This is a genomic window from Leifsonia sp. Ger2509 (assembly GCF_055231915.1).
The window spans coordinates 2,783,961-2,796,430 of record NZ_JBUYVB010000003.1 but is presented as its reverse complement, the minus strand read 5'-3'; the positions used below and the strand labels follow the sequence as shown (position 1 = coordinate 2,796,430).

Here is a 12,470-nt window from a genome sequence, read left to right as displayed (position 1 = left end):
CCACCGCCGTTCGTACTGTTCTCCGGAGCGCCCGATGCGGATGCGCTCGCTGCCGCAGCCGAAGCGGAGAGCCCCGAGGCCCTCAGCGTGATGTTGCCGGTCGCCGTGATGCTGCGGGCGGTGGTCGCCGTCACCGTGTGGTTCGCGATCGTCAGGGCCAGCCCGACGCCGACTGCCGCGGTCGCGCCGCCGGAGACGACAGCACCCGCGGTCGAAGAAGCGCTCGCGGTCTGCGTCGCGCTCGCGCTGAACGCACCGGTGAGGGTCAGGATGCCGTCTGTTCCGACGCGAGCCGTCGTGGTCACGTTCGAGAGCGTCACGGCCACCGCGGGTGCGATGTCGACTTTGCCGCCGCTCGCCCCCATCTTCGCCTCGGTGATGGCCGCATCCCCCGCGGTGGCACTGAGGCTGGTGTTCGCGGCGCCGGTGAGGGTCACGCCGTTGTCGATCGTTGCCGTCGTCGTGTCGGTGATCAGGTTCAGGGCGACGGATGCGCCCACGCCCACGTTCGTCGTGACGACGCCCCCTGCGGTGGGCTCGGCCTTGACGGTGCTGGCCGCGTTGCTCGCCGCCGTGATCGTCGCGTCGCCGCCGGTCAGGACGACCGGGCCCGCCAGCTCGGCGGTCGTGGCCTGGTTGATGACCGCGAGACCCAGCGACCCGGCGACCGAGATCTTGCCGCCGCCCGCCCCGCTCGTCGCCTGCGCTCCATAGGTCGAGGTGACGTCGCCGCCGTTCACCGTCTCCGTCGCCGAGACGGTCAGGGACTTCGCGTGGATGCTGTCCCCGGCTGGGAGCAAGGCCTGGTTGGTGACGTTCGCCAGGGTGATCGCGACCGCCGCACCGATCGTCGCCGTCGCGCCCTGCGAGGCGGAGCCGTCTGCGCTGGTTGCGCCATCCGTGTTGGCCGAGGACGCCAGGGTGACCAGGCCGCCGGAGGTGAGGGCGATGCCCGTGCCCTCGATGGTGGCCCTGGAGACGGTGGTCGCGAGGTCAAGGGCGATCGCGGCCGCGACGTTCACTTTGCCGTCGGACGTGGATGCGCTGGGAGCTGTGGTCGACCCGGAGGTCCTGCCGCCGTTCGCGGAACTGGTCGCATCGGCATTGGTGCGCTGCGTCTGCACCTGCTGGTCGACGCCACCACCGGCCCCGCCGCCACCTCCGGTGCCACCACCGTTCGTGCTGTTCTCCGGGGCACCCGACGCGGACGCGCTGGCGGCCGCGGCCGATGCTGAGACGCCCGAGGCTTTGAGCGTGATCGCTCCGCCCGCGGTGATGCTCCGGGCCGTCGTCGCGGTCACGGTGTGGTTCGCGATCGTCAGAGCCAGACCGACGCCGATCGCCGCGGTCGAGCCGCCGGCAACGACAGCACCCGCGGTCGACGATGCGCTGGCGTTCTGGGTGGCCGTCGCGCTGAAGGCTCCGGTCAGGGACAGGCCTGCTCCGAGGGTGCCGACGCGCGCTGTCGTGGTCACGTTCGAGAGCGTGACGGCGACGGCGGGGGCGATGTCTACCTTGCCGCCACTGGCACCCATCTTCGCTTCGGTAATCGCCGCGTCCCCGGCGGTCGCGCTCAGCGTCACGTTCGCCGCGCCGGTGAGGCTGATCCCGTCATCGAGGGTGGCTGTCGTGGTGTCGGTGATCAGGTTGAGGGCGACGGATGCACCGACCCCGACATTCGTCGTGACGACACCGCCCGCCGTCGGTTCCGCCTTCACCGTGCTGGCCGCGTTGCTCGCGGCGATGATGTTCGCGTCACCACCGGTGAGGACGACGATCCCGGCGACCTCACCGGTCGTGGTCTGGTTGATGACCGCCAGACCCAGCGACCCGGCGACCGAGATCTTGCCGCCACCCGCACCGCTGGTCGCCTGGGCGCCGTAGGTCGAGGTGACGTCCGCGCCGTCCACGGTCTCCGTGGCCGACACCGCGAGAGCCTTCGCATGGACCGAGTCGCCGGCCGGCAGAAGTGCCTGATTGGTCACGTTCGCGAGAGTGATCGCGACCGCCGCACCGATCGTCGCGGTGGCTCCTTGCGACGCCGACCCGTCCGCGCTGGTCGCCGCATCAGTGTTCGCCGACGATGCCAGGGTGACCGCTCCACCCGCGGTCAACGTGACGCCGGTGCCCTCGATCGTCGCCTTCGAGACGGTGGTCGCCAGATCGAGGGCCACCGCCGCCGCCACGTTGACCTTGCCATCCGAGGTCGACGCGCTGGGAGCCGTGGTCGAACCCGAGGTCTTGCCCCCGTTCGCCGAACTGGTCGAATCGGCGTTGCTCCGCTGCGTCTGCACCTGCTGGTCGACGCCACCACCCGCGCCACCGCCACCGCCGGTGCCCCCGCCGTTCGTGCTGTTCTCCGGGGCACCCGATGCGGATGCGCTGGCCGTCGCGGCCGAGGCGGAAATGCCGGACGCGATCAGCGAGACCGTCGTCCCAGCGCTGATGCTGCGCGCAGTCGTCGCGGTCACGGTGTGGTTCGCGATCGTCAGCGCGAGGCCGACGCCGATCGCAGCCGTCGATCCGCCGGACACCACCGCGCCCGCGGTCGAGGAGGCGCTCGCGTTCTGCGTCGCCGTGCCGGTGAACGCCCCGGTCAGGGTCATCGTGCCGTCGGTCCCGACCCGCATGGTCGTCGTCACGTTCGAGAGGGTGACCGCCACCGCGGGTGCGATGTCGACCTTGCCACCGGCGGCGCCCATCTTCGCCTCGGTGGTCGCTGCATCCGCTGCCGTCGCGCTGAGGCTGACGTTGCGAGCGCCGGTGAGGCTGATGCTGTTGTCGAGTGTGGCGGTCGTGGTGTCGGTGATCAGGTTCAGGGCGACGGATGCGCCCACGCCGACGCTCGTCGTGACGACACCACCCGCGGTCGGCTCGGCCTTCACCGTGCTCGTCGCGTTGCTCGCTGCGGTGATGGTCGCATCCCCGCCGTCGAGGACGATCGCGCCGCCGAGTTCCACGGTCGTCGTCTGGTTGATCACCGCGAGACCCAGCGACCCGGCCACCGAGATCTTGCCGCCACCGGCGCCGCTGGTCGCCTGGGCTCCGTAGGTCGACGTGACATCAGCGCCATTGACCGTCTCGGTCGCCGACACCGTCAGGGACTTCGCGTGGATCGAGTCGTCGGCCGGTAGCAGAGCCTGGTTGGTCACATTCGCGAGGGTGATCGCCACCGCAGCACCGATCGTCGCTGTCGCGCCCTGCGACGCCGACCCGTCAGCGCTGGTCGCGGCATCCGTGTTGGCCGACGAAGCCAAGGTCACCGATCCGCCCGCGGTCAACGTCAGGCCCGCGTTCTCGATCGTGGCCTTCGAAACGGTCGTCGCCAGGTCGAGGGCCACCGCCGCTGCGACGTTGACCTTGCCGTCCGAGGTCGACGCGCTCGGGGCCGTGGTCGAACCGGAGGTCTTCCCGCCGTTCGCGGAGCTGGTGGCATCGGCGTTGGTGCGCTGGGTCTGCACCTGCTGGTCGATGCCACCGCCAGCGCCGCCGCCACCTCCGGTGCCGCCACCGTTCGTGCTGTTCTCCGGCGCACCCGACGCCGACGCGCTCGCCGTCGCAGCCGACGCCGACAGTCCCGACGCTTTCAGGGTGATGTCGCCGGTCGCGGTGATGCTGCGCGCCGTGGTCGCGGTCACGGTGTGGTTCGCGATCGTCAGGGCCAGACCCACCCCGACCGCCGCGGTCGAACCACCAGAGACCACCGCACCGGCGGTCGACGACGCGCTCGCGTTCTGCGTCGCGCTGGCCGTGAAGGATCCGGTGACGGTCAGCGTCCCATCCGTCCCAGCGCGGGCGGTCGTCGTGACGTTGGAGAGGGTGACCGCGATGGCGGGGGCGATGTCGACCTTGCCGCCCGCCGCACCCATCTTCGCCTCGGTGACCGCCGCATCTGCCGCCGTCGCGCCCAGCGAGACGTTCGCCGCACCGGTGAGCGTCGCCGCGTTGTCGAGCGTCGCCGTCGTCGTATCGGTGATCAGGTTGAGGGCGACGGATGCTCCCACCCCCACGCTCGTCGTCACGACCCCACCCGCCGTGGGCTCGGCCTTCACCGTGCTCGCTGCGTCGCTGGCCGCGGTGATCGTCGCATCGCCGCCGGTCAGCGCGACCGCGCCGCCGACCTCCGCCGTCGTCGTCTGGTTGACGATCGCAAGACCCAGCGACCCGGCGACCGAGATCTTGCCGCCGCCTGCGCCGCTCGTCGCCTGCGCACCGTACGTGGAGGTCGTATCAGCGCCGTCGACAGTCTCGGTCGCCGACACCGTGAGCGACTTCGTGTGGACCGTGTCACCGGCCGGCAGCAGCGCCTGGTTCGTCACGTTCGCCAGCGTGATCGCGACAGCAGCACCGATCGTCGCCGTCGCCCCCTGCGACGCGGACCCGTCCGCGGTCGTGGCCGCATCCGTGTTGGCGCGCGAGGCGAGCGTGACCAGTCCACCCGCCGTGAGGACCACGCCCGTTCCGACCAGGGTCGCCCGCGACACCGTCGTCGCCAGGTCGAGGGCCACCGCCGCCGCGACGTTGAGCTTCCCGTCCGAGGTCGAGGCACTCGGGCTTGCCGTCGACCCGGACGAGGAGCCGCCATTCGCCGCGCTGGTCGCGTCGGCGTTGTCGCGTTGCGTCTGCACCTGCTGGTCGACGCCACCACCCGCGCCGCCACCGCCTCCGGTGCCCGTACCGGTCGCACCGTTCTCCGGCGCACCCGAGGCGGATGCGCTCGCGCCGGCGGAGGATCCGGAGACACCGGATGCGGTCAGGCTGATCGCGCCACCGGCCGTGATGCTGCGGGCGGTCGTCGCGGTCACGGTGTGGTTCGCGACGGTGAGCGCGAGGCCCACGCCGACCGCGGCCGTCGATCCGCCGGACACCACCGCGCCCGCCGTCGACGAGGCGCTCGCGTTCTGCGTCGCCGTTCCGGTGAACGCCCCTGTCAGGGTCATCGTGCCGTCCGTGCCGACCCGCATGCTCGTCGTCACGTTCGAGAGCGTGACGGCGATCGCCGGCGCGATGTCGACCTTGCCGCCCGCCGCGCCCATCTTCGCCTCGGTGACCGCCGCATCCGTGGACGCCGCTCCGAGCGTGACGTTCGCCGCGCCGGTCACGGTTGCGGCGTTCTCGAGAGCGGCCGTCGTCGTGTCGGTGACCAGGTTCAGGGCGACGGATGCGCCCACCCCGACGCTCGTCGTGACGACACCGCCTGCCGTCGGCTCCCCCTTCACGGTGCTTGCGACGTCGCCGGCCGCGGCGATCGTCGCAGTGCCCCCGGCCAGCACCACGGCACCCGCGCTGTCCGCGGTCGTGGTCTGGTTGATGATTCCGAGGGCCAGGGAGCCGGCGACCGAGATCTTGCCGCCGCCCGCACCGCTCGTCGCCTGCGCGCCGTAGGTCGAGACGGTGTCCGTTCCGTCGGGGGTCACGGTGGCCGAGATCGTCAGCGACTTCGCGTGGACGGTGTCGCCCGCCGGCAGCATCGCCCGGTTCGTGACGTTCGCGAGGGTGATTGCGATCGCTGCTCCGATCGTCGCCGTCGCTCCCTGCGACGCCGAGCCGTCCGCGGTGGTGGCCGCATCCGTATTGGCCGACGCGGCCAGCGTCACCAGCCCGCCGGCGGTCAGCGTCACACCGGTGCCGACGACAGTAGCGAGCGCGGCGACGGTGGCGAGGTCGAGCGCGACGGCCGCAGCCGCGTTGACCTTTCCATCGGAGGTCGAGGCACTCGGGCTTGCCGTCGACCCGCTCGATGCTCCACCGTTCGCCGCACTCGTCGCATCCGCGTTGTCGCGCTGCGCCTTCACCTGCTGGTCTACTCCGTCGCCCGCTCCCCCGCCGCCGCTGGTGCCGGTGCCCGCCGCGCCGTTCTCCGGAGCACCGGATGCGCTGGCGCTCGATGTCGCGGCGCTCGAGCTGGTTCCGGATGCTGTCAGAGCCAGCGCTCCGCCCGCGGTGATCGAGCGGGCGGTCGACGCGGTGACCGAGTGACCGGCGATCGTCAGGGCGAGGGCGATGCCCACGGCGGCCGTCGACCCGCCCGCGACGACAGCACCGGCCGTCGATGCCGCCGAGGCCGACTGCGTCGCGGTCGCTGTGAACGATCCGGTCACGCTCAGCAGCCCGCCCGCGCCTTGCGTGCCGAGAAGCACCGACGTCGTCACTGTGGACAGCGTGACGGCGACCGCGGGTGCGACGTCGACCTTGCCGCCGGTGACACCCATCTTCGATTCGGTCGTCGCCGTGTCGGTCGCGGTGGCCGTCACGACGGCGTTGGCCACGCCGGTCACGGCGGCGCCGTCGCCGAGGGCTGCCGTCGTGCGGTCGGTGACGATCGCGAGGGCGACGGAGGCGCCGACGCCGAGACTGGTCGTGGTGACCCCGCCGGGCGACGGCTCGGCTTTCACGGTGGTCGACGCGTTGGACGCTGCTGCGATCGCCAGGTCGCCGCCGGTGAGGTGCGCCGTTCCGGCGAGCGCCGCCGTCGTCGTCTGGTTGACGATGGTGAGTGCGACGGAGCCGGCGACCGAGATCTTGCCGCCGCCCGCACCGCTGGTCGCCTGTGCGCCGTAGGCCGATGCGGTGTCGGTTCCGTTCACGGTCTCGCCGGCCGAGACGGTCAATGCCTTCGCCGAGATCGTGTCGCCCGCGGGCAGCGCCGCCCGGTTGGTCACGTCGGCGAGGGTGACCGCGACCGCTGCGCCGATCGTCGCATCCGTTCCCTGGGACGCCGTGCCGTCAGCGCTGGTCGACGCATCCGTGTTCGCCGAGGAGGCGAGGGTGACCAGGCCGCCCGAGGTGAGGGTGAGCCCGGGGCTCTCTAGGGTGGCGCGCGAGGACGTGGTCGCGACGACGATGGCGACAGCAGCCGCCGCGTTGACCTTGCCGTCGGAGGTCGAGGCGCTCGGCGTCGCGGTCGAGCCGGATGAGGTTCCGCCGTTCGCCGCGCTCGTCGCGTCCGCGTTGGTGCGCTGGGTCTGCACCTGCTGGTCGACGCCGTTGCCGGCTCCTCCCCCTCCGCCGGTGCCGGTGCCGGTCGCCCCGTTCTCGGGTGCACCCCCGGCCGACGCGCTCGCCGACGCGGTACTCGCACTGGCCCCGGATGCGGAGAGCGTGATCGCGCCGGTCGCCGTGACGGATCGGGCGGTGGTCGCGGTCACCGTGTGGTTCGCGACGACGAGCGCCAGACCGATTCCGACGCCAGCAGTGCCGGCACCGACCACGGTGGCTCCGGCGGTGGATGCTGCGATCGCGGTCTGCGCGGCGGTCGCGCTGAGTGCACCGGTCAGGCCCAGGGCGGAGGCCGCCGTTCCCAGGCGGACGGTCGTCGTCACGGTGGACAGGGTCACCGCCACCGCGGGTACCACGGCGACCTTGCCGCCGGCCGCGCCCATCTTCGCTTCGGTCGCCGCCGTGTCCGTCGCGGTGGCGTTCAGAGTGACGGCGCCGGCACCGGTCACGATGGACCCGTCCGCGATGGTCGCGGTGGTCGTGTCGGTCACGAGGTCGAGGGCGACGGACGCGCCGACGCCGACGTTCCCCGCGGAGACGCCGGTTCCGTCGGCGGGATCGGCCTTCGATGTCGAGGCCAGCGCCGACGTCGCGCCGACCGAGAGGGCGCCGCCGCTGAGGGTCACGGCGCCTGCGACCTGGGCGAGCGTGGACTGGTTGGCGACCACGAGGCCGAACGAGCCCGCGACAGAGAGCTTCGCGTCGGAGGCCCCCGCCCCGCTCGTCGCCGTGGCCGAGTCGGTCGAGACCCGGTCGCCGGCGTTGTCGGTGACGCCCGCCGACACCGTGAGCGACTTCGCGGAGACGCTGTCGCCCGCGGGCAGCACGGCCTGGTCGGTCGCATTCACCAGGGTGATGGCGACGGCCGCACCGATGGTCGCGGTTCCGCCGTGGGCAGCCGAGCCGTTTGCCGTGGTCGCCGCGTCGGTGTTCGCCGACGCGGTCAGGCTGACGGCACCGGATGCGGTGAGGACGACGCCGGTGCCGACCACCGCGGCGCGCGAGACAGCCGTGACGATGACCAGCGCGACCGCCGCTGCGACGTTGATCTTGCCGTCGGCCGTCGATGCGCTCGGCGCCGCCGTCGACCCGGAGCCCTGCGCGCCGGACGAGGCGGCAGCCGCATCCGCGTTGGTCCGTGCTCCGCTGACCTGGTCGTCGACTCCGGACCCTGCCGCTCCGCCACCCTGGCCCTGGCCGGAGTCTGAGGGGTTCTGCGGCGCCCCGGACGCCGATGCGGTGGAGGCTGCGGTCGACGAGCCGATACCGGAGGCGGCCAGAGTGACGGCGGATGCAGTGATCGAACGGGCGACGGTCGCGGTCACCGTGTCGGAAGCGATGGTGAGCGCGAGACCGAGCCCGACCGCTCCGGAGCCTCCCGCGACGGCGCCGGTCGCGCTCGTCGACGCCGACGCGACCTGGGTCGCCACTGCGCTGAGGGCGCCGGTCAGTGTCAGCAGGGTCCCCGTGCCGACCCGGGCCGTGGTCGCAATGTTCGCGACGAGCACCGCCGCATACGGTGCGACAGCGACATTGGATGCCGAGGCGCCGCCGGTCGCTGTGACGCTCGCAGTGTCCGACGTGGTCGCGGCGAGGGTGGCATTGCGCGCCCCGGTGACGACCGAGCCGTCGCCGATCGACGCATCCGTCGTGTCGTTGACGATGCCGACCGCCGAGGAGGCGCCGATGCCGGTCGCCGGGGTCCCCGCGCCGCTGTCGGACATGAGGGCCTGCGTCGTGCTCGACACGTGCGACGACGCGGTCGCCGAGAGATCCGCGGTCCCGCCGGTGAACGTCACGGTGGGTGCGTGCCCTGCGCCCGAGAGGACGGCGGCGGATGTCGACAGTGCGACCGAAGAGACGGCCACCGAGCCTGCGACTCCGAGGCTTCCACCTCCGCCGGCCCCTGCCGTCGAGGTGGTGGTGAAGCGATCCGCGCTGTCTGCGACCCCTGCTGCGTTGGTGGGGTTCACTCCCGCGGAGAGCGTGAGGGCCTTCGCGTGGATGGTTGCCTGCGGCCCGACGTTCGCACGGATGGATGCGTCGGCCGCTGTGATGGCGATTGCTGCGGCGATGGTCGTCGAACCCGGTGGCGCGCGGGTGGATGGCGAGCCGGTCGCCGTCGAGGTGGCCGAGTCGTTGAGTGTCGCGGTGATGCTCACGACACCCGCTGTGATCGTCACGCCGTCGACGGAGGCGTCGGCCGCCGCCGTGTGCACGGTGAGCGCGAGGGCCGCAGCTGCCGAGACGGTACCGGCCGGTGTGCTCGGTTCGGGTGCCGGTGTCGATCCGCTGCCGCCGGTCCCGCCGGGGAGCGCGCCGCCGGTCGTCGGTGCCGCGTTGTTCGCGAAGGTCTTCGCGCCGGTGACCTGCGACCCCGGGGTGGGCTGGTTTCCGTCGCCGGGCGCGCCGGTGGCCGAAGCGGATGCGGTCGAGGTCGTGGCGGATGCACCGGTGGCGGTGAACGACGCGTTGCCCGCGGCGGTCAGATCCCGATGGGTCGTCGCCTGCACGAGGTGGTTGGCGAAGGTGAGCGCGATCGCGATGCCGACGGCCGCCCCGGCCGAGTTCACCTCGCCGGTCGCCGTCGTGGATGCCGACGCCCGCTCGTTCGCTGTCGCGGTGAAGGCCCCGGTGAGCACCAGGGGGGCTCCGGTTCCGACGCTCGCCGTCGTGGTCACGTTCGAGGTGGTGATCGCCACGACCGGCGCGATCGCGATGTCCGGCGACGAGACGCCGCCGTGCGCTTCGGTCGTCGCCGGTGCGATCGCCGACGAGGTGAGGGTGAGGTCGTGTGCGCCGGTCAGGACGGCGCCGTCCTGGAGTCCGGCGCTCGTCGTGTCGTTGAGGATGTTCAGGGCGACGGTGGCGCCGATCCCTGCCGTCTGCCCAGCGACCTGGCCGGGCAGTGCCTTGACGTCGCTGGTGTTGTCGGTGCTGGCTGCGATGCCGACGTTCCCGCCTCCCACCGACACCGCGCCGCCGGGCGCGACGCTCGCGGCCGTGTTCAGTGTGACCACATCGACCGCGAGCGAACCGGCGACGCCGACGCTCGACGCCCCGCCGGCTCCGGAGGTCGAGGTCGCTCCGAACGTGTTGGCCGCACCGGACGTCGGTTGCTGGGCCGCCGCATCCACCGTCACCTTCGGCGACGTGAAGGTCGCGTTGCCCACATACGACGTCGTGTCGAGGGCGGCGACCGTGACGGCCACCGCCGTGCCGACGCCCGCTGAGCTCCCGCCGACCGTGCTGCCGTCAGCGCTGCTGGTGGCGGTGCCGGACGATCCCGCGTGGACCGAGACCGGAGCCGAGCCCGCCGTCGGGCCGCTCGTGTTGGAGACGGCGATCACCAGGCCGCCGCCGGCCGGCGCGATGTAGGCGGTCGTGGTCTGGGAGAGGTTCGTGAACGCCAGCGCCCCCGCGATGCCGATGACGCCGCCCGGTGCGTTCGCGTAGCCGCTGGGGTGGGATCCGGTCGCGGTGCTGTCGCTCGGTGTGGAGTCGTTCTGCGTCGACCCACCGGGGCTGGCGGTGGCGACGCTGACGACCGTGCTGTTCGAGTCGGCCGCGACGACCAGGCTGCCCGCGTCGACGCCGCGGCTGCTGTGGCTGTCGATGTAGGCGGCCGTGTTGGTCGTCACCCGCGAGATCGCGATCCCCGCGCCGGCTGTGGCCGCGGTCGCGTCGCCGGTGGCCGTCACGTTGGTCGCGTTCTTCGCGATGACATACAGCACACCCGAGGCCGAGATCGTCGAGTCGTCGGAGACGTGGGTCACCGCGCTGGTGTCGATGCTCGCGGACGCGACCGCCGCATCCACGTTCGTCGACGCCCCCGTGCCCGTCGAGCTCACCGTTGCCTGCATCGCCGACGAGCTTCGCAGCGTGACGTCACCGGTCGCCTCCAGCAGGGACGATCCGATGACCGCGACCTGCGCTGACGACGACGCGCTCACGATGTTCACACCGGGGAGGGAACCGGCGCCGGGCGTCTGGGAAGCAGTCGCCTCCAGGTCGATGGATTTCGCGCGTATGGTCGCGCCGTTCACGGTGACGGACGCCGACGCCGGCGCAGTGCCGGTCTGGGTGTCCGTCGCATTCAGCAGTACGGTGCCCGCACCGCCGCCGCCACGCGTGTCGATCGTCACGCCGGAGTTCACGACGATCGTCGGTGCGTCGATCTCGAGGTTCACACCCGCGAGGATGAGGTCGCCGACGATCACGACCGTGACGCCGGTGGCGGTGTCGATGATCTTCAGCGAGCTCGTGGGGACCGTGAAACTCACCGTCTCCATCGCACCCGTGATGCTCTTCACCGTGATCTGTCCCGCGGCGCCGGGGCCCACCTGGAGGGTGTCGTTCGGGGTGGTGCCGGTGACGACCAGGTCGGTCGTCCCGTTCACCGTGATCGGTTCGAGGCCGCCATACGCGATGGTGTGGCCTTCGAAGGTGATCGTTCCGGACTGGCTGCCGCTCGGGATGCTCGTCACCCGCCCGCCAGCACCGTTCAGCACCAGCGTGTCGAAGCCGCCCGCCCCGCCGTCGAGACGACCGCTGATACTGCCGCCGTGCTGGAAGGTAAACGTGTCATGGTTGCCGGCTGCGCCCTGGAGGGTGCCGAACCCGGTGAACCGCTGGCCGGCGACCGTTCCTGTGTCGTGTCCGTCGATCGACCACGAGGCGTCCGCCGACGGGCCGACGATGGTGTTGCCGCTGCCGGTCGCAGAGATCGTGCGTGCGCCGGTGTAGTCGAGCGCGGCGATTCCGCCGCCGGTCACCGAACCCGAGCCTGCACCGGTGACCGACCAGCGGAGCTGATCGCCGATCACCGACAGGAGGTCCGCGCCACTGCCCGCGAACGAGACCGGAACCGAGATCGGTCCGGTCGAGGTGTCGAAGGTGAGGCTGACCACCTGGCCGCCGACGGTCGTCACCTGCAGGCCGAGAAGGGATGCGATCGGCCGCCGGGTCTCGACGCCGTTGTCGACGATCACCAGGTCGGTGCCGTCGATCCGCACCGTGATCGAGTGCGTACCGGACGCGGCGCCGGGAGTGTAGGTCCAGGACGACAGGGCGGCGGGGGTGGATGCGGGAGTCGTGGTGGAGGTGGTCGACGTCGAGGAGCCGGGTGCGCCGGGTGCGCCGGACGTCCCGGACGTCGGGTTCGCCGTCTCTGTCGGCGGGGGCGCCGGGGCGCTCGTCGGGTCGGTCGGTGCCGCGCCGGCGTCCGGGGAGGTGGCCGGCGTCGGGGCGGGGGCGGTGGTCGGCGTGGGAGCGGCGCTCGGCGTCGGAGCCGGGTCGGACGTCGCGGCCGGGGCGGGGTCGGGAGCCGGCGCGGGTGCCGGGGCCGGGTCGGACGGTGCCGCTGCGGGTGGCGGGTTCGCCGCGGGGTCGGCGGCCGGAGCCGCGCCCTGGTCAGGGGCCGCAGCCGGAGCCGGGTCGTCCGCCGGAAGTAGCGAGATGGTCGCCTGCAT

1 protein-coding gene (only partly in view) is annotated in these 12,470 nt (G+C 72.4%); it reads right to left on the bottom strand.

The window, feature by feature from the left end; genetic code table 11:
* Nucleotides 1-12,470 carry the 5' portion of a beta strand repeat-containing protein gene (locus tag ACV7NN_RS13625; protein WP_463350111.1) on the bottom strand. 17,491 nt of this gene lie to the left of the window's left edge, so 12,470 of the gene's 29,961 nt are visible here — the first part of the coding sequence; the start codon lies at nt 12,468-12,470; the stop codon falls past the left edge of the window.